Origin of the sequence: Legionella sp. 227 (assembly GCF_043161935.1) — a bacterium.
Taxonomy (GTDB): domain Bacteria; phylum Pseudomonadota; class Gammaproteobacteria; order Legionellales; family Legionellaceae; genus Legionella; species Legionella sheltonii.
In genome coordinates, this window is the sequence record NZ_CP171154.1 from 809,099 (window position 1) to 829,918 (window position 20,820).

Genomic DNA, 20,820 nt, shown 5'->3' on the forward strand with positions numbered 1-20,820 from the left:
AATATCTTGTGTATCGATAATGCCATGCCAAATAAGTATTCCCTTTTCTTGATCAGGCAATAGCCAAATAGTATCCAAATTCACCTGTAGTTCACTGAGGCGATCGGTGCTATTAATCCGTTTATAAAAACAACGTAGACGCAATCCAGGCAATTGACCATCGATGATTTTTTTCTCGGGATGCATATTAATACAGGAAAACCGTTCATCCCCTTTAAAGAAAATCTCTCTTTGTTGATCTGCTGGAGCGAGATTAAAATAGAGCCAATCAATATCTGAGGGATAGTAAGGACTTTCATTGCGTAACCATTCATTATCAATCGTTCCGAAGTGACTCAGTTGGTGCGTACAAGTTGGCGAGTATGGCAATAATAATGCAGGCGCAGGGGTATCTGTAGGCTGCTTTATCGGTTGCCCTGGTAATTCCACATTCGGTACCTTTATTTCGCAGATGGTCTCTGTTTGTTTTACCCATCCCTTCCCATCGGGATTGAGCTCATGATCCATCCCCCCGTATGCGTTTTTTAAAGTAATCGGTATTGTTGTGAAATGATCTGCTTGAGATAAACGATACTGTTCCTCATCCTTTAGCCATCGCCTGTCACCCCATACTGTCAGTTGTTTTTCCTGATTGTCCAAAGTGACTTTCACAAAACTTTGGCGAGTTTCACTTTCATAGCTGTAGCAGGAGCCTTTAACCAAAAACTCAGCTCTTTGCTTTGCCATATGTAAATCAATAAATTCTCCTTCCTTAAAGTTAAATGTTTTTTTGGCGACACGCCAAAAATCAGCATAACTGAGGAATTGATTTTGTTTTGCGAAAGAAAACATGGCCATGATCGTAATGGCTAATTTTGATTTGCCCTGATGTCGGTAATTGAAGGTGATTACGGTATGTGATTTATCTTTAAATATCTTCATCTTTGAAGAATAGTCCTAATGCAACAATCAACTTCGAGCGTTGCAGATAATATGCGGGATGTACTATTGGTTGTCAATGAGCTTACATGAAAAAGACAGGAGGTATCTATCTACCTTGACATGCATGAGAATCCTTCGTTATTGTCAATGCATCCACTTAGAGTGCAAAAACCTCATTCTTTTTGAGAACAGGCTGTTTTTCGTACACCTTAACGATCGAGGCACAGGAGTCTTCATGCAAGCCAAGGTATTGATGCCCAAATTACAAATTCCAGGCGGTGCTCCGGCAGAAATCATTGTCATCGAATTTTCAGGCACCCTGGCTATTTCCTCATTATATCGCTTTACCGTTGAGTTTGTGAGCAAACCCCCCATTCACGCACAACAAGTCATGAGTCAAAAAGTACAATTACAATTTGCTAAAAAAGGCGGCGGAACAACTCCGTTAAATGGTGAGGTTGTATCTTTTACTCAACTGGATAATTACGATAAGTATCACCGCTATAAAATTCAATTCATGCCTAAAGTTCATCGTCTACAACACATCCGAAATACAGAAGTATTTCTTAACAAATCAATACCTCAAGTCATTAAACACATATTAAATAAAAATGGAATGACGCAAGTTGAACTCGACTTAATAATGGAACATAAACCCAGAGAGTTTATTTTTCAATACAATGAAATGGATTGGGATTTTATTACCCGGTGGATGGAGTTTGAAGGGTTATTTTATTATTTTACTCAGGATAAAAACGAGGAAAAATTAGTCATAACCGATGCCAATTCTACTTTAAAGAGTAATCAAGACATCCATGAAATGTATTACCAGTCTTATACTATGGCCAGTCAAAATAACCCTACAGCAAATTTGGTATACAATTTTCAATTGACTACCGAAGCACTGCCACAAAAGGTGACCGTCAAAGCTTATAATTCAGAGCAATCATCAAAACCCTATTCTTCAAAAGCGATTATTGATGCAATGGGCCACGGCGAAATATTGTATTGGGCGGAGAACATTAAAAGCAATCAGGAGAATCAGCAATTAGCGAAATTTATTAGCGAAAGTTATCAATGGAAAAAAGAAATTTTAACTGGAATTTCTTCAGGATCTTTCATTAATCCAGGAACAATCATTCACCATAAAAATTTCAAAGTGGCTTCATTAAATATTCCGATGTTAATTGTTGAAAGTACTTATCATGGCTCGCAAAAGCGCTCCTTTGCATCGCTTCACAGTGGCGAGGAACACCACCATGAAGATTATTTTAAATGTGAGTATAAAGCGATCAATAAATCCATCGCCTACAGACAGACCATCCAAGATCGTACTCCGCGTATCCAGGGCATGTTGCCCGGTTTTGTCGATCATGAGGGCGATGATAATACCGTCCAAATCAGCAAAAAAGGATTCTACAAATTTCGAATTGCGATTAGCGAGGACAAGCCAGGGAAAGGATCAGGGTGGGTGCGCAAAATGGAATCCTATATTGGCGACCAATACGCATTTAGCCTGCCTCTTCGTAAAGGCGATGAAGTACTCATCGGTTTTCAATTTGGTAATCCTGATCTACCGATCTTATTGGGTACAGTGAATAATTCCACCCATCGAAATGTGATTACCTCAAAAAATCAAAATTATATGGGGCTTTATACTAAAGAAGAAAATCTGTTCTTTATCAACGAACAGGATGGCGATACTAAAGGGATACAGCTTTCAACACCCCATAATGAAACCACCTTAACCCTGGGTACTGATAATGTATTTGAATCACAACTTGATGCAGGTTTTTTTCTTAATACTAAAAGTAATGCATATCAACGTATTGAAAAAAACTCGATAAGTGACATATCCGGACATCAGGCGCAGAATATTGGCGGTAACAACTTCACTGATGTCTGGGGTGTTACTTCTTATTCGAACAAAGGAGCGGCTTATTATGTTTATTATGGTGCACGAACCCAATCAGTCTTGGGACTTGATTTTATAGAACGAACCGGTGCCACCATCGATGTAACTTCTGGATTTCAAGTGAAACTTACTAGTGGCTGGCGTTATGAAGAAGACAGTTCGACGAGTTTAAAAACAGCCCCAGTGGTGATGATGGAAGCCGAAGAAAGCATTTCACTGACAGTAGGTACCAGTTCCATTACCATTACCGATGGCGCAATTACCTTACAAGCACCTGCACTTGAGTTTGTTGCAGAAACGGCTATAACCTTAGCGGCGCCAACAATCAATTTGGCAAGCGCCATAGTCAATATATCAGGCGAGATGTCTGGAGGCCCCCAAGTAGAACTCGGTCCTGGCGCTGGGGAAGCAGCAGATGCGGCAGCAGCCATGGCTGAGGCTATTGTTGAAGAGGAATTGGTAATGGCTACGGGTTTAACCGCAACGCTCAGAGCATCGGCAGCAGCTGCTTGGGTTGCCGCTAAAGAGGAGATTCCTGGATTGGAAGCGACTGCAGAGGTAGGAGCAACTTTGATCAATCAGCTGGGTAAAGCCAATGAATCACTTGTTTCTCCTGTTTTGGCAAAAGCCGGAAAGACAGTGGAACTAGCTGATACAGGCCACGTATTAGGCCCCACTATTCATACCCCAGGTTATATCGCAGAATCAAAAGAATAAATCCAATAATTAGGATTGGGTTTTATACTCCTTCATCCCGAGTACTGCGAAGGCTATCCATACCCTGGCTGTGCGTCCGGAGGGGAGATCCCACGTTCCCCTCGGGATGAAGGAACAAATTGTTTCTGGAATAATTTTGTAAATCTTGAAATATATGCTAATTTTTTATTATTACAGGATTTTTTATTATAATGAATTCGGTTTATTAAGGATAAAAAATGACCAACAAGGAACAATCTGTCGCTCCAAAAGAACGTATTAATATTGTTTATAAAGCGCTGATAGAAGGAGTTGAGGAGGAGATTGAACTTCCTTTACGACAACTCGTTCTCGGAGAGTTTTATCCTGGAGGAGACAACACTCCTTTAGAAAAGCGCCGCACTGTAAATATCAACAAAGACAATTTTAATGACGTGCTCAAAGAACACCACATTAAATTATCCCTTCGCGTACCCAATCGTTTTAGCAAAAACAAAGACGATACGGTAAGCATTGATTTAAAATTTGAAACAATGAGAGACTTTGATCCTGATGGAATCCTACATCAAGTCCCACAGTTACAAAAACTCTTTGAGGTACGAGAAGCATTAAAAGCACTAAAGGGCCCACTTGGAAATATTCCGGAGTTTCGACGCAGACTGGATGCTATTGTTAAAGATTCTGCAGCACGCGAGGCGCTCATCAAGGAAATTAAGGACAAGAAATAGGCCCCCAAAAATAGAGCCGCAGGATCAAGGAGACAGCCATGGCTGATGCACAAGATAATGCTAAGAAAAAAGAAGAAAAAGCGCTGCAGGAGTTATTTGCAGGAACCAATATTACTGAGGATGAAGAGCAATATGCCCTCACCCAGAAAGGTTTGCTTGCTTTTATAGATAATATTATTGAAAACAAACGCACCGATGAAACTGTGACACCTGCTTTAGTGGATGACGTGATAGCAATATTGGATAAGCAACTCTCGGTACAAATGGATGAAATCCTCCATAATTCTGAGTTTCAAAAACTCGAATCTGCATGGCGCAGTTTAAAATATTTAGTGGATCGTACCGATTTCCGTGAAAACAGTTTGATTGAATTCATCCATGTATCAAAAGATGAACTGTTCGATGACTTTATTGATGCGCCAGAAATTCCTAAATCAGGCTTGTATAAACAAGTTTATACGAAAGAATATGGGCAATTTGGTGGTAGACCTTATGGTGCCATCATTGGTAATTACTCATTTACTCCAAGTTATAAAGATGTAACGCTGCTTCGAAATATTGCGGCTGTTTGTGCAATGGCCCATGTTCCGTTCATAGCCGCAGCGAGTCCTGAATTTTTCAACATCAAATCAATGTCTGAATTACCTCATTTGAATGACATCGAAGCAATATTTGAAAGCCCTGTTTACATCCCTTGGCACAGTTTACGAGAATCTGAAGATTCACGATATATAGGCCTGGTTTTACCTCGTTTTATGTTACGAATGCCCTACGGTAAAGACACTTATGGGGTTCGTTCATTCAATTATGAGGAAGATGTAAGTTCTGGCGAAAATGCTTTTTCATGGGGAAATAGTGCTTTTGCTTTTGCTGGATGCTTATCTCAAAGTTTTGCCAAATATCGCTGGTGCGTCAACATTATTGGTCCTCAAGGCGGTGGGGCAGTTGAAAACTTACCTTCTTATTTTTTTGAGGCAATGGGTGAAATTCAAACGAAAATCCCGACTGAATTACTCATTTCCGAACGACGTGAATATGAGTTGTCGGAGCAAGGATTTATTCCACTCACGATGCGTAAAGGGGCAGACAATGCTGCGTTTTTCTCAGCAAACTCAATCCAAAAAGCGAAACATTTTCCAGATACCCCTGAAGGTAAAACAGCTCAAACGAATTATAGATTAGGAACTCAGTTTCCTTATATGTTTATCATTTGCAGACTTGCTCATTATTTGAAAGTGATACAACGTGAAAAAATTGGTCTAGCGAAAGAACGTGATGATATAGAACGGGAGTTAAATACGTGGATTAATGGCTATGTGGTTGATATGGATAATCCAGTCCCCGAAGTCAGAGCAAAAAAACCATTGAGACTTGCTAAAGTGAATGTAGAAGATGTTCCTGGTGAGCCTGGATGGTATAAATGTGTCTTAATTGTTCGACCTCATTTTAAATTCATGGGTGCTTACATCACATTACAATTAACGGGTAGTCTCGATCTTAAACAAGGAGAATAAAAGTGGCTTCAAATGAAAGTGAAGGCAATGACATAGCCATATTACCTATGTTACCAGACTCTGAGATTGCTAGGACTCAGTATAAACTCATGGCAAAAATTACTACTCAGGCCTCCGGAGTCGTGAAAGGCAGCAGTACTGTAAAAGGATATGAAGGATGGGTCACTCTCCTTGATTTTAAACAACGCATCACGCGAGCATTCGATGCGCAAAATCAACTGATTGGCGTTCCCGATTGCAAATATTTTCGTCTCACTGGATTGTGGGATCAGGCAGGCGTTGTACCCCATACTCAAAGTATCTTTACCGGCGAGGACATCAATTCGGCCATTATCCATTGCCTACGTTCTAGTGCTTCGGGAGAAGTTGAAGCCGCAGTTGAGATTACTCTAGAGAAAGCCAAAGTCTTAGAGGTAGATTACGCCTATTCTCATCCAGCAGGCCCTCTATTTATTGTGGATATGCGCCCCACAGTTTATAAAGTAATGGATAAGAAGAACAATCAAGAATTTGGATGGGATTTAACTAAATTAATGCGAGTTGGTTAATGAGAGAAGAGCGTTTAACGGAACGAGTTCGTCGCTATGCTCGTCAAGGATCTCTTTTATCCGCTAGATTAGATTCATCCATACTGATTGAATCCATACGCAATCACGTTGAAAAAATCTTATCCACAAGACAAGGTAGCGTACCCATTGATAAGGAGTACGGATTATCTGAGTTACCTATACTTGTTGAGGATTACTCTTTTGCTTATCAAGAAGAATTAAGAGCTCATTTGGAAGAAACCATTCTGCGTTATGAACCACGTTTGGAATCTGTTCAGGTGTCTCAAATTTTAATTGATCCAAGTAAGCAAATTATCACATGTAATATTTTTGCGCAATTACAGAAATCATTTGATAGCCTCAACGTTTACTTTACTACTATTTTAACAAACAAAGGACGCGTGCTTGTTACGTTGTAACTCTAAGAGCCGCTGCAAAGTCTCTAGCGTGAGGGGCTTTGTTGAATAAATTGTTTGGAGGGATACGCAGATTACCCAACTGCTTTTTTGTCATTCCCGCCATCGTGGGAATGACATACGATTTTCAACAAAGCCGCTGGATGCAGGAACATCAGTGTTTTATAGCCAAGCTAAGAGACTTTGAACAGGCTCTAAGGCAGAGAAATGATAATTGATTATTACCAGAATGAATTAAATAAGATACGGAAACTAGCCCGAGAATATGCAGAGCATTATCCAGCAATCGCTCCTTTGTTAAGGGAACAAAGTACTGACCCCGATATCGAGCGATTGTTGGAAGGCGTTGCTTTTCTTACGAGCCAAGTACAGATGGTAATTGATGAAAAATTACCTGGAATGGTAGATGACTTAACCCAGTTATTCTTTACGCTTTATTCAAAACCAGTACCCAGTACGTCAGTCATTCAGTTTATTCCTAAAAGTAACTTAGGTGAACCGCTTTTCGTCCCTGAAGGGACTGAATTAGCCTCTATTCCAATTAATGAGATGAAATGTATATTTCGTACGACGACCCCGATACAAGTCGAGCCCGTTACGATTACGAGTATTCACTTTCAAGATTCAATTAGTGGTGTGAGTCAATTCGAAATCAATTGCCATCTTTGCGGCATCACCTTAAAAAATTGGCAAGCCTCTTCATTACGCTTTTTTATTAATCAAAATTTGCATGATGCATGTAATACTTTTTATCTACTGCAAAGGTTTGTTAGCCGAATTACAATTGAAGCACCAGGAGAAGAAAAACTGGTTTTAACACCAGAACAGTTGCAACCGTGTGGCTTTGATAATGAAGAGGTGTTATACCCACTTCCCCCCAACATTCATCACCCTCATCGCGTGTTGTATGAGTATCTTCATCAACCCTATAAGTTTCTATTTCTTCGTTTAGTTGGTTTAGAACAATGGCAAAGGAAGACTGATGGTTTTGATTTTAAAATCAATTTTGAATTGGAAGAAGTTCCTCAGTGGATGGCGGGTTTAGATAATTTACAATTGGTATTGCATGCCGTCCCTATAATTAATTTATTTGATCATCATGCTGAACCTATTTTTCTTGATCATAAGCAGCCCGATTATCAAATTATCCCCAATAATGATTTTGGCGAAAATTATGCAGTATATGACGTGAAGAAGGTTACCGGATACCGCCAACAAGAAAGAAAACGTATCGAGTATGATCACTTATTAAATTTTAACCAGGAATTGAATTTAAACTATAAATATACCTATCATCACCGGCCTTCGGTTACTGGACCTGGGCGAAATACCTACATTAGTTTCTTTTATGATTTTAACAAAGGATTTCCTGTTGATGAAACCTTATCTATAGAACTTGTGTGCAGTAATGGGGCTTTACCCAGACTTTTAGATAAAGGCGATATTACGTTACCCACTGACAGCTCGCCTGAAAATTTGACTTATACGAATCTTATCCCTCCCTCTTCTTTTTTAATTCCAACTTACGATAGGGCTTTAATATGGAATTTTCAGTCATTATTAGCACTGAATTTACTGCAACTATTGGATAAAAATCGCCTCAGACATATTTTTAATTTGTATCTCTATGAAAAAGGGGAAAACTATCAATTGAATATGAGTAGAGTAAAAGGGATTGAAAATATCATTGTGAATAAAGCGCGTCGTCTTTATTATGGAGAGATGATCGCAGGGTCTCATATTACTCTCATTTGTGACCCTGACTGTTTTAAATGCATTGGAGATATGTATTTATTTGGCTGCATGATGGATGTTTTTTTCGGACTCAATGCCCCAATCAATACATTTACTCTCTTACATTTACAAAATGCTCGAACTAAAGAGGTATGGAAATGGCAGCCGAGGTTGAACAATCCGAGCTTAATATCTTAGAGAAGCTATTAACTCAACCTAAAAGTTTTAATTTTTATCAAGCAATTCGTTTGATTGGCCATCTCATAGACTATGAAGCAACACACGAGGGATTAAAAGGAAAATTAGATATCACTCCCCTATTGACCTTGGCCTTTCCTGAAACCGACATTCATGAGATTCGCCGTCATAGTGACACAAATCATTTTACTCTAATCGCCACTTTTTTTAGTTTATATGGCACAACTTCTCCGCTTCCTACTTTTTATACAGAACAACTTATCCAAGATAATGATCAGGATTCGGATGAGGTAAAATGTTTGCTCGATATCTTTCATAAGCGACTTTATAAAATCCTTTTTCAAGCATGGTCGAAAAATAGGATATTTGAACAATTTGCAGAACATCACGATGCCATTTATAGAGAAGCACTTTTTGGGTTTATCGGGATGGCAGGAAAAGAGCTGCGAGACAAAATACCGAATTACAATGACTTGCTGCGCTATTCCAGCCACTGGGTGGCAGATAATAAATCCATTTGGAGTCTAAAAAGTCTATTAAACGATTACTTCAAGGTGCCGATTAATGTCGCTTCATTTTTCCGATCAATACAAGATATACCTGAGGAGCAATATTGCCTTTTGGGTAAAGCGAATCATCACTTAAGTAAAACAGCGTACTTAGGAAGCCAATTTAAATCGACTAGCAATAGCTTATTAATTTCTATAGGCCCACTAAGTGCCGATGTATTTCCTAAATTTTTAATCAATACTGAAAACATCAACCGATTAAAATTACTACTCCAACTCTATGTAAAAGAGCCCTTCTCCTATTTTATTGAAGTCATTTTAGATAAAGGGTGTTTCAAACCCATACGACTGGCACACGAAACAACGAGTATTTTAGGCGTTGTAAGCTGGTTATCCCCACAGAAAGATATTGAGATGTTTAAAGTGCGTTACTGGTTAAAATAATTTCAAAAAAATAAGCTTAAATGCAGAGTACTTATAGGGATATGTAGTCCCGGATTAAGACCGTGTCTCATCCGGGCGACACACTCTGTAAATGAATTAAGTCTGTAAATTCCCGCTCTCGGAACCACCTACGCTGAAAAGAGCAGCGCTTAGAGCACCTGGAATAGAGGATATACTCGGTAACGCGGTAGTCCAAGTCATCCCATTATCCGCACTATAGTAAGCCAATGGAAACCCATTATTACTTGGGTCAGAATAGGAACCCACGGCAGAACAGTTTGTGCCAATGCAACTAACACCTAGCAAGCCGCCAAACTTAAAGCCCGATGGCAGAGTGTTGGTTGGCAGAAGCGAAACGGTTGACCATGTTACACCACTATTGCTACTGGTATAACTAATTGGTGCCCCTTCCTGGCTTGCATTTCGATATAAACCTACCGCAACACACTGCGTGCCAACACAACTCACTGCATTCAGGGTAGCCCCTTTATTTCCGACAGGGAGGCCACTGATTGAAAGTATTGTTACTTGAGACCACGAATGTCCGGCATCGGTACTTGTATAGCTAAGCGGTAGCGTAATCGACGTATCTGCGGGATCAGGTGTTTCCCCAACAGCACTGCAATTATTGCCAATACAACTGATCCCTGTCAGTTTGGCACCTCCTTGATATCCACCAGGAATCCCGGTAGTGGATTGCAGGATTGCTGATGACCACGTCACACCATTATTGGTACTGTAATAACTTAAAGGTTGACGTTGACCTAAACTATCATAATAAAAACCAACAGCAGTACAATTTGTTCCAGAACAACTAACCGCACCTAACCTGGCCCCCTGGTTTGAGGCAGGAAGTGCAGCAATAGAAAGCAAATTAGGCTGAGACCACGTGGTGCCATAATCAGCACTAGAATAAGTCAGTGGCAACGGATTAGCTCCATTTGCAGGACCTGAGAAGCCTACAGCAGTGCAATTTGAACCCACACAGCTTGCTGCATTAATTTGGTTGTAATTATTTATTGCAGGAATGCCATTAGTTGAAAGTACATTAACAGCAGACCAAGTCGCGCCTCCATCTTTAGTCGAATAACTTATTGGCTGCACCGTGCCAGTATTGGTAAAATAATTACCAATAGTCGTACAGAATTTGCCAGTACATGCAACCGCAAAAAGGAAGGCTTGAAAATTCGAAATTCCAGTAACTGATGGAAGCACGGCGGTAGGCCAAGTCATCCCATTATCGCTACTTTTATAAACAAGCGGAGCAGCGGTTGTATTCGTTCCGTAACCACCAACCGCTAACGAAATCGTAGTTGGACCAGGTCCATTATTATCTACCGTCACATTTAATGAGTTTTCGGGCGTAGGACCTGCGCAGGTTTTACCGCCGGGAAGACAAATAAATAAATGGTGCTCAGAATTGGGATCGGCTCGATTTACCTCACCCGATACTGCAAGTTTTAATGTACAACTTTGATTCACCGAACCCATTGGTCCTAAATCAAACGTGCTGCCACAAACAGTTGGATCAGTAGGATCCGTCAGTTGTTTTACATTAGGCGGTAGCCATTTAACAAAATTTTTGACACGTGCTGTTCTCGTATTATTTGTCACTGTATATAAAGCGTTAACCGTTTCACCCTTAAAAACCGTCGTTGGCAATTTGCCTTGTGGTATGATATTGAAGGGTAAAGCGTAAATTGTCATTGAGTTTAAAAAAATTGCTAAGCCAATTGAATTAAGAGAGTAACGTTTCATGTTCATCCTTTTACATGATAAAAGTTAATTGCCCCATCACTTCATTCGTATAGAAATGGGATTGTGATAAATTATTAAATGTTGGGACCTGATCTATGGAAGCATTTCCTGACTTTACTTTACCGAAGTCTGCAAATCGATAACCAACACCCACTCGTACCCAGTTGTTCACGTCAACGTCAATACCGGCACCAACCCTGTATGAAAAATTAGTATGAGTCTCATCGGTAAATTGATTACTAAAGGTAGTGAATGGCGGAGTAATCGTAACCTCGTAATCCTGAAAAGAATTTATGCCCACACCTATCCCTCCGGAAACATAGGGATGAAGCACTACAGGTTGAAACGTCACGTTATATAAGAGTTTATTTTCAAACAAAACTTGCCGAACCTGAATATCGTATTCATATGGAAATGAATCAGCCGATAGCTCATCCAAACCTTGAGTGACAATGCCGTTAACATGGAACGATGCAGGTTGATAATAACTGAACCCTGATTGCAAATTCCAAGAAGGATTTAATAAATACTCTGCCCCCAAGAAGACACCGAATAAAAATTTGGATTGATCTGATCGAGTGGGTGAATAATCAAAAAATTCGTCTTCGAGCGGATCGGCAATAGGAATAAATTCTGAAGCCCCAACACTGTCCCCGAATGCGGCGGCTCCTGAGAGGGTCAAAACAGCCCGCCAATTCAGAGAGTGCCAATTGATTGATTTCTCAGTCTGGTCTTTCCAAACAGCATGCTTTTTTACTGTTGGGTCCGCAGCAAAACCCACTGGAGAGAGCATTCCGGTGACACAGGAAACCATTAAAACAAGTCCATTTATTTTTCTTAACAATTTCTTCATCCCTTTAATAATTCAGTCCGTAATTTTTTTGCCTAATTGATTCATTTTTTTTAAGGATTGTTGTTATAACCCTTAAAAAAAACATATATTATCAATAAATTATAAAGAATCATAGTAAGTGACCCGATGGGCACGATTGATTTGTATTGAGTTAAATTTGCTGGTTAAAGTTTATAATTTTGGCCTTTAAGGAAGGTTATACACTTGGCTTCTATTGTTTTCCTTAAAGGTTCTGATACCATGGAATAAATATTCATTCCCTTAGAAGGACTATGTTCCGCATTCATGCGCGGTACGTAGAGTGAAAAAATTTGTGGGGATTTTCTCGGAAACACGTCACAAGACGTGGAAAAATGAATTATCAAAGCCCCTAATTAACGCTCAGGTTTAAGGATAAAAAAATTAAAGTCATGCTAAGAATAATATTTTGCCTTTTAATCTTCATTATAGGTGGCTGCACTACGGGTGGAAAAGAAAAAGAGCCCCAATTAGCCAGCAGCTATCAAGATAATGCCATTCTTATTCGTGCCGTAGCCAGCAAAGACTTAAATGAATATGATCATAAAAAACATACTTTAAAATTCAGTGTTGTCCAGGTTGAAAAATTAGATGATGTGCAAAACCAAATAGTTACTGCCGAAGGAATTAGTCAATTACTTGATGCGGATACTGATGCGGACAACATCACACAAACGAATAAAAAAGTACACATTCGCACTTTTTTTATCGCACCTGGAATGACCCAAACCTTTACAATTGCACGGATGGCTGAGACAAAAAAAGTTCTCGTTGTCGCAGGATATTATAATTTAACCCCTGCTGGGGTAGTTCGTATCTATGAAGTTCCCGTATTTAATAAATGGAATCCGCTTACTTTTTGGAAAAAAACAAAACAGATGGGACGACTTGGAATTTATTTGGAATTTGGCTCGCAAGCTATTAACTACACTGAAAGCTCTTCAAGAAAGACCGTAATCACGAAAACAAAGAATCGTGTGTCCTTAAAAAAATATTGGGATAAATAAATATGATTTGGAATACGCCGATTGATTGGGAACATGGACTTTTTTTACAACCACAACACTTTCAATATACTGAACTCAATCAGCATTATGTTCATTCGCAATTTTTACGTTACATAACCCCATTTTTTTGGGGTTTTTCCGAATTGGAAGTCAATGACAAATCATTTAAAAGCGGCATTTTCGATATAGAAAAAATGTCATTTTTCTTACCCAGTGGGGAGTTTGTTGAGATTGATGTGAACGCCAAGTTTTTACCCCGCTCATTTAAATCTGATTGGCCAGCAAACGCCAATTCACTGAAAGTATACATCGGTGTAAAAGAACTTTCGAAAAATGTAGCAAATGTAACCACTATCGAAAATTTAGAAAACTTAAATAGTGTGGGTACTCGTTACATTAGTTACAGTGCGGGCGATGAACTTCCCGATTACTATCACCAAGGAGCACAAGCTCATTTACGATCATTATTTTATGTAGTCAAATTATTTTGGGAGTTCGAAATTGAAAATACTCATAACTACTCCATTATCCAGGTAGCTGAGTTACGACGTACCAACGATGAAATTTATTTTGCTCCTGACTTTTATCCTTCTTGTGTCAGCATTAATGCGCACAAAAATTTAATTGCACTCCTAAACCGAATTCAGAATGATTTAGTCAAAACAACAAGCAAATTAGAAAAATTTAAACAGCCGCTTGATACCTACAGCACCCATATTGATAACAGCAATTTTGCGCGTTTGTTTTCACTCCGATCATTATTACGAAATGTTGCCGTAATGGATCATTTGCTCAATGCCAAAACCGTTCATCCCTGGGAAGTTTATGGTCTTTTACAACAACTAATTAGTGAATTAAGTTTTTATTCAACTGAAATTAATTTTTTTGAGGGCGGCAGTGGAACTATTTCGGCAATGCCTGTTTATGATCACAGTGATTTGAGTAAAAGTTATAAACTCATCGAGGCATTAGTTACCAAATTGTTAATCATTATTACTGCCGATCCGGATCGCATTCGTCGAATGGTTAAAGAGAAAAATCATTATTATGCCGATCTTGGCAACAGTTTTATCCGAAAGGATAGAAGTTATTTCTTGGTGATTTATGCTCAAGATGATCAAGAAGAAATTGCGGAGATGATTAAAGATTTTGGTAAGTTATGTGCTTATTCAGAAATTGAAAATTACATCGATTTTGCATTACCCGGAGCACCTATCTCCAGACTTCTCTCAGTTCCTGAAGGAATACCCAAAGGGGCAAACTGTCTTTATTATCATATTGACCATAAATCCGTAATGTGGTCCAAAATTGAGATGGAAAGAAAAGTTGCATTTTATCTAGGAAAAACACCAGTAGACATCGTGATCGATATTGTCGCTGTAGGAGGATAAAGTGAATCTACAAGCCATTTTTTATGATTTATTTAAATACGTTTGGGATTTAAATGCAAATCAGTTTGCGAGCGTTAGTTATGATGAATTCAGAGGCAAAGTCACATCGTTAATTGCTGAAATTAAAACGAAGGAACATGAAGTTGATAAATATAATTTAAATTCAGCTTTATTTGCAGTTTGTGCATGGATTGATGAATTAGTACAAAAATCAAATTGGGTAGGTGTGAGACAGTGGCAAGATAAATTGTTACAAGCTGAATATTTTAACACAACGAGTGCGGGCGAAGAGTTTTTTACTCGTTTAAGCAAAATTCCCAGTAAACAAGATGACTTAGTTCGAATTTATTACCGATGTTTGGTTTTAGGATTTGAAGGAGTTTATCATAAGCCACTTGATAAACCTGATTTGCTAAAGTATAAAAATTTTGCATTAGAACAATTGAGCCACGGGTTTAATATGGCAAATTATCCTAGTGAGTTTGTTGCATTCCCTCTAGCATATAAAAATGATAATTTACAAATTATTCCTCCAAAATTAGATCAATATCGAAGTTTTCTCTGGTGGTTGTTACCTATTCCAGTGATTTTAATAATATATTTCTTTTTTTATTTTGTAATTAATAATACAGTTACTAATTATTTACATTTAATTAAATAGGGTTTGTATTACATCGCGAGCTTGAGTCAAAATGACTTGATTTTGAACACCGAAAAACGGCAAACAACCCTTGTCATCCCGAGCGAAGCGAAGGGGCTCCACGATATAACCATATCAGGATAGGAGATCCTCGTTTCGCTCAGGATGACGCGGTAAAATGTGGGCATCGGAGCGCAAAAAATCAAGAAAGTTTGGTGAAGGGTGTAGATATGGAAACAAATCCTTAGCAAGAGAGTCGAATGGGACGATTAGGACATATCATTTTTTGGATCTTGCTTGTCGTTATTTTGGGGGCTTATGCCACTTTTATAACGTTTCATCTCGATTATCCTATCTGGGTAGGTGTACTTATTTTCTTGGCCATGCTTTTGGCATTCCTGATTCTCGACAGCATTACCTGGGCTATAAGGAAGTGGTATAAAAAAAGAAAAGCTGCGAAGGCCAAAGAGAACGGCGAAAAAATTGAAACTGAAGGTTTACGTTTAACTTTAGAAAATGCGTTGAATTACATAGAAACAAATCATATTGCCGGTGGAGCAAAGCGTTTCTGGCAAATGCCCTGGATACTTTTTTTCGGTAAAACAACGATTCTCATTTCAAACGGATTGAAGCTACATACCCATTTTATGGTGGGTGATGCGGAAGATGAAGCGCTTCAGCGGAATCAAGTTTATGTGCTCGATAATTTTGTCATATGGTGTGTTGATGCAGAACTCTTTGAAACAAACACCTCAAAAAAAGTAGAAAAACAATGGCTGGATTTTCTTAAGTACATTAAGAGTCAAAAGAAAGCGATTACGCCTATAGATCAAGTGGTCATTGAACTCCCTGCCTCGAAACTTTTAAATGGTGATAAATCAGACATTGCGCATCTTGCTCGAACCTTGAAAGATCGTATTGATCAAGTCAGTCTGCTCACAGGCTATCGCCAGCAAGTGCTGTTTTGCATCACTCGATGTAATGACTTAAATGGTTTTCAAGAATTCGTGGGACTCATGCCAGAGAACCTATGGACTCAAGCTATGGGTTACATTGTTGCGAATCCCCTTAAAGAGTCTACTTCAACAGAGCCACTCAACTACATCAGTAATCGCGCTGAAGAGGTCATTGATATTGTTTTATATGAGACGCAAAAAACCATAGACGTCGCTGCATTTAATTTCCCATTGACCGTGAAAAAACTCAAAGAAAATTATTCAAGGTTCACCAATTTATTTTTTGCTCCCTCACCCTATACCGAACCTGCAGTGTTGCATGGAGTTTATTTGCTCGGCGAATATCAGAACGATGGCTCTGAAGAGAGTATTTTTTATTATGATTTTATTGATCAGGTTCAGCTCTCCCTGATACGCCCTATGTCTTTATTAGGCTCGGAAATCAAACAAAGAAACAAACGAAGATGGGAGTATTTAGGTGTCTGGTATTTTGCGAGTGCACTCGCTGCAGGCTATCTAATCTATGTTTATAATGCAACATCCAATCGTTTAGTCGAACTGATAAAACCTTTACCTAAAAAAGAATCCTTCTCCGATCAATTGGAACAAAACTTACTGCTATTTGGTGATTATCATACGCTAATGAGCCAACTCGATCTCTTTAGAAATCAATTGCAAATTAAAGTATTACCTTATCGTGGCGGTTTAAATCGATTATATACTTATTACAGTGAGCAATATGTCGATCATTTTAAAAAATATATCTTAACGCTTCTTGATAATCGAATGGAGCAAATGCTTGGTCATGGTGGTAGTTTAACGGATACACAAAAAGCCTATTTAGTCCAAAATATGGTAAGCCGGATTAATTTAATCCAAGCAAAGATAATAAGCGGTGTCAGTCCCAACACTTTAATGCAAATGCCCGATCCACAAATAAGATATTTGGGATACAACCGGTTGCCTGACCGTTTTCTGAATACTTTTGGTCCACTCTACAAAGATTATGTCATTTGGGATTCGAACACCGAGCAACTAAGAGGTGAATCAGGTAAGTTAATTTTATGGCTTGATCAATCACATATCTTGTCATCGGATTTGCGTTGGCTGCTTGAGTGGGCAAATACCCAAGAAGGTGTGTCTGAAATAGGGTTAAACAGTTTCTGGATAGGCTCAAATATCGTGAGAGATTATCTCATCGCTCCAGCATACACCAAAGCAGGATTTGCAGCCATTCAGTCTCTGCTGGTACAAATTAATCATGCGTTACCCGTATATATCGACATCAGTGGCCCCAAAAATAGCTTTGAGCTGTGGTATGCTGCGGCCCGACTCAGTCTATGGAAAAACTTTGCGCTTAATTTTTATAAAGGAACCAAAACACTGGCCTTTCAATATGAGTGGGATCAAACTTTTAATGACATGCTGCAAGCCAGTAGTCCGTATAATGCCTTCTTACACGATTTAGCATCAGAATTTCAAGGTAAACTCCCCTTTACAACACCTCATTGGATTCAACTTGTTCTTCAATTTTCCGATCTCATGGTGTACAGCCATAGTAGTGATAAAGGAATTGAATTTAAGCAACTTTCTGATCTTGTTTCCCAGTGGATGAAAAAACTCCAAGAAAAACCTTCCCAATGGAACAATAAAAGTGCTGACAATCAAAATCCCCCTATCGTTGGTCCAAATAACCTATACAACAGACCTCCTAGCGTTGCTAATAAATTAAATTTTAATACCCAGGTCAACGCAGTGAAATCTTATATGCGCTACCGTGATTTACTCAAGCAACTTTATAAGGAGCCCTACGTTCAATCGGTTAAAGCTTATATGAGTGCTAGAGAACTGTATTTGAGCCAAATTGAAGTAGACAGACAATCTTCTTTAGTCATGCAAGCATATCAAGCTCTAGTCGATATGAGGCGATCACTGGAGCATTTTGATCAACTTGACTCATCCAATCCTTTTTGGATGTTGATGCGGGGTCCATTAGATTATTACATTGACTATACCAATCGTTTTGCTTCTTGCTTTATACAACAAAAGTGGCTTGATGAAGTGTACCTCCGCACGATTGCTTTAAGTGGTGAAGAGTTGAATCAAACGTTATTTGCAAAGGGTGGTTTGGTTTGGATATTCCATGACAAATATTCTCTTCCTTTCGTCAAGCAAATTGGAACTCAATTCTTACCCAGATATGTTTTGAATCATGAGTTCCCCTTCACGCCGCAATATTATCAATTATTAACCTTTGGCATGAGAATTAATGAAGGCCTGGAAGCGCTAGGTCATATGAAACAAAAACCCGAAGAGGGACAAGCCGTTGATTTGATGATTCATGCGCTACCCACAAACCTAGATGCAAAGGCGACTACGCTGCCTTATAAAACAGTTTTACGCGTTGAATGTAAGGAAAAGCAATATACATTAGAAAATTATAATTACCCGTCACAGCAACAAATTCCTAATTGGAAATTGGAAAGTTGTGGCCCTACCGAAATTTCTATTTACTTTGGTGGGATTAAATTAGCAATCCAATACCACGGAGATGAAGGATTTTTGCGATTTTTACAGGATTTTAATACCGGTGTAAAAGATTTTTATCCTCATAACTTTCCAGAACATACTAAATTTTTGCAAGCGCACAAAATTGATAAAATTCGCATGAGTTATTACATCAAAGGGGGCGGTGACATCATGTGGCAGATTGAAAAATACTTTGCAGCACAAAGAGACCTCAAAGTAGCACAACAAAATCTCGCCCAAGTCTCTAAGCTTCCAAGAACCATCACGGATTGTTGGGCTCAGGGGGAATACGATGTTTAAGATGGATTCCGTCAGTAAGTTAGGAACCAACCCTATTCCTGGATTCAGCAAAGCAGGTCAACAATGTTATGAGTTTTCTCAGTACACACTGATACGTAACGAGATTCAAAAACTATCACGGATTGGTCAATCATCCGAAATTGATTGGCCGCGCATTAGCGATAATGCAATTGAGTTACTGACTTATCACACTAAAGACGTACAAATCGCTTCATATTTGGCGTGCAGCTTATTTCACCAATACCAACTTGAAGGATTAGCAACAGGCCTTGATTTTCTTTTGGATTTCATTATCAATTTCTGGGAAGATGCATACCCGAAAGGACGTTTGCAAGCAAAAATTGAGTCATTAAACTGGTATGCAACTCAATCATTGAATCATTTATCTCAGCTCAAGCTAACTAGTGAAGATGAAGATTTCCAGCAACCAATTATCCATACCTTAAAAAATATTGAAAGTGAATTACTTGCTCGTGCGGTAAATATCGATCTTTTTGCCAATTTGCGAGAAAAAATAGAATCGATCAATACCTTTGTTCCACCAGATATGGAACCGAAGGAAAAATCACTTTTCGAGTTGCATGAATCAAAACCGCAGAAAGAATCGAATATCCATTTAGAACCTGCCTTACTGATGCTCACTCAATCCGCACGTGAATTAATGGAGAAGGACCCATCCAACCCTTATGCTTATTATTTAAATCGGATTGCGGCTTGGGGGGGAATCAATGCGATACCTTATAACGAAGAGGGATTAACTCTTGTAAAGCCTCCTGAGTTCTTTAATCGAGAGCGCATCAAAAAAGTACAAAATACGGGGAACTTAATTGAAATAGTAGTAACGGCAGAAGAAATCATACCCCAAGAGCCTTTTTGGTTGGACTTAAATTTGATTAGCCTTAATGCGTTAAAAAAACTCGATAAGAAATTTAATCACATTTATGATGCAGTCAAACTCGAATTAATCCATTTTATCCACAGAATCCCTGGCATTGAACAATTACGATTTAATGACGATACTCCTTTTCTTAGCGAACCCTATGCAGAGCAAATGAACCAACTTGTGGTAAGAAAGGTTCCACAGAGTGGGGACAGTGAGAAAGCCTTGTCCGCAATCGAACAAAAGCAACTTCAAGAAATCAAAGAGGCGATCTCACAGCGAGATAAGAAAAAACACAATTCTCCCCATCAACTTGAATTACTTCGCAAAGAGTCAATAAGCGATAAGGTGAAATTACTCGCCTATATGGCTGTATGTGAGTCATTGCTTACTGCAGATGAGCACGCCATTTTAAAACCCTATACTGCATTTATTGTGGAGCTCATTGAACAGCATCAATTAATTACTTGGGAACCAAGCTTGGCCTTAGAAGCACTTATTTTGGCTTATCGTTGTATGAAAATTTTAAAGAATAATAACCCACCCCAAGACTTAGAGCATGTATTTTCGCTGATTACGAAAATGGACGTCAACGTGGCAATGGAACTTGCTCATACTTAATGCCATGAGATTTATTAAAGCCAATTAAAACTTAATCAAGCCCCCATCCGCCTACGGCACCTTCTCCCCATGGGGATAAGGGACGTTTCTTAAATTAATGGAAGTGACTGCAAGGAAATCCCTTTTGGGTTAAGAATCCCCTCTCCCACAAGTGGAAGAGGGGCTGGGGGGTACAAACCGGGTAGACTGGTAACACTTTAAACCGGGATGATAGGTAACACTATTCTAGGAGAAAAAGGTGTTA

14 protein-coding genes and 1 pseudogene are annotated in these 20,820 nt (G+C 38.9%); 12 read left to right on the forward strand and 3 right to left on the reverse strand.

Translation table 11 applies throughout. The annotated features are described in order from the left end of the window. Window positions 1-84: 84 nt before the first annotated feature. Window positions 85-921: pseudogene (locus ACF8MK_RS03515) on the reverse strand (DUF2169 domain-containing protein); the annotation flags it as partial. 235 nt (window positions 922-1,156) lie between these two features. On the opposite strand from ACF8MK_RS03515, the gene ACF8MK_RS03520 reads away from it, so the two are divergent. From ACF8MK_RS03520 to tssG, 7 genes are all read left to right on the forward strand, one after another. Beyond that, window positions 1,157-3,553, forward strand: coding sequence for a type VI secretion system Vgr family protein (locus tag ACF8MK_RS03520; protein WP_392538186.1), 2,397 nt, complete (start codon window positions 1,157-1,159; stop codon window positions 3,551-3,553). Between the two features lie 218 nt (window positions 3,554-3,771). Further along, complete coding sequence (gene tssB, locus ACF8MK_RS03525; RefSeq protein WP_265710766.1) at window positions 3,772-4,260, forward strand: type VI secretion system contractile sheath small subunit; 489 nt, start codon at window positions 3,772-3,774, stop codon at window positions 4,258-4,260. Between the two features lie 38 nt (window positions 4,261-4,298). Beyond that, window positions 4,299-5,774: a type VI secretion system contractile sheath large subunit gene (gene tssC / locus ACF8MK_RS03530; RefSeq protein WP_392538187.1), complete on the forward strand. Its 1,476-nt coding sequence runs from the start codon at window positions 4,299-4,301 to the stop codon at window positions 5,772-5,774. A 2-nt stretch (window positions 5,775-5,776) separates the two neighbouring features. Then, window positions 5,777-6,322 carry a type VI secretion system tube protein Hcp gene (locus ACF8MK_RS03535; protein WP_028382584.1) on the forward strand — a complete coding sequence of 182 codons (546 nt, stop codon included), beginning with the start codon at window positions 5,777-5,779 and terminating at the stop codon, window positions 6,320-6,322. Then, window positions 6,322-6,741 carry a type VI secretion system baseplate subunit TssE gene (tssE, locus tag ACF8MK_RS03540; RefSeq protein WP_392538188.1) on the forward strand — a complete coding sequence of 140 codons (420 nt, stop codon included), beginning with the start codon at window positions 6,322-6,324 and terminating at the stop codon, window positions 6,739-6,741. Before ACF8MK_RS03535 ends, tssE begins: the two co-directional genes overlap by 1 nt. Window positions 6,742-6,945: 204 nt before the next feature. After that, window positions 6,946-8,670, forward strand: coding sequence for a type VI secretion system baseplate subunit TssF (gene tssF, locus ACF8MK_RS03545; RefSeq protein WP_392538189.1), 1,725 nt, complete (start codon window positions 6,946-6,948; stop codon window positions 8,668-8,670). Next, window positions 8,631-9,623 (forward strand): type VI secretion system baseplate subunit TssG, encoded by a 993-nt coding sequence (gene tssG, locus ACF8MK_RS03550; RefSeq protein WP_392538190.1) that lies wholly within the window; start codon window positions 8,631-8,633, stop codon window positions 9,621-9,623. The genes tssF and tssG overlap by 40 nt, the downstream gene beginning before the upstream one ends. Window positions 9,624-9,719: 96 nt before the next feature. On the opposite strand, the gene ACF8MK_RS03555 is transcribed toward tssG, so the two are convergent. After that, on the reverse strand, window positions 9,720-11,381 hold the full coding sequence (locus tag ACF8MK_RS03555; RefSeq protein ID WP_392538191.1) for a sialidase family protein: 1,662 nt from the start codon (window positions 11,379-11,381) through the stop codon (window positions 9,720-9,722). A 10-nt stretch (window positions 11,382-11,391) separates the two neighbouring features. Then, window positions 11,392-12,225 carry an outer membrane protein gene (locus ACF8MK_RS03560; RefSeq protein WP_392538192.1) on the reverse strand — a complete coding sequence of 278 codons (834 nt, stop codon included), beginning with the start codon at window positions 12,223-12,225 and terminating at the stop codon, window positions 11,392-11,394. 419 nt (window positions 12,226-12,644) lie between these two features. Here ACF8MK_RS03560 and ACF8MK_RS03565 point away from each other — a divergent pair, with 419 nt between their 5' ends. From ACF8MK_RS03565 to ACF8MK_RS03585, 5 genes are all read left to right on the forward strand, one after another. Continuing rightward, window positions 12,645-13,259, forward strand: a complete 615-nt coding sequence (locus tag ACF8MK_RS03565; RefSeq protein WP_392538193.1) for a hypothetical protein — start codon at window positions 12,645-12,647, stop codon at window positions 13,257-13,259. A gap of 2 nt (window positions 13,260-13,261) precedes the next feature. Further along, window positions 13,262-14,650, forward strand: a complete 1,389-nt coding sequence (gene tssK / locus ACF8MK_RS03570) for a type VI secretion system baseplate subunit TssK (RefSeq protein ID WP_392538194.1) — start codon at window positions 13,262-13,264, stop codon at window positions 14,648-14,650. Between the two features lies 1 nt (window position 14,651). Beyond that, entirely contained in the window at window positions 14,652-15,311 is a 660-nt protein-coding gene (locus tag ACF8MK_RS03575) for a DotU family type IV/VI secretion system protein (protein WP_392538195.1), read from the forward strand. A 239-nt stretch (window positions 15,312-15,550) separates the two neighbouring features. Next, complete coding sequence (locus ACF8MK_RS03580) at window positions 15,551-19,075, forward strand: type VI secretion protein IcmF/TssM N-terminal domain-containing protein (RefSeq protein WP_392538196.1); 3,525 nt, start codon at window positions 15,551-15,553, stop codon at window positions 19,073-19,075. Then, a complete protein-coding gene (locus ACF8MK_RS03585; protein ID WP_392538197.1) occupies window positions 19,068-20,576 on the forward strand; it encodes a TssA family type VI secretion system protein in 1,509 nt (502 codons plus the stop codon). The genes ACF8MK_RS03580 and ACF8MK_RS03585 overlap by 8 nt, the downstream gene beginning before the upstream one ends. Window positions 20,577-20,820: the final 244 nt, after the last annotated feature.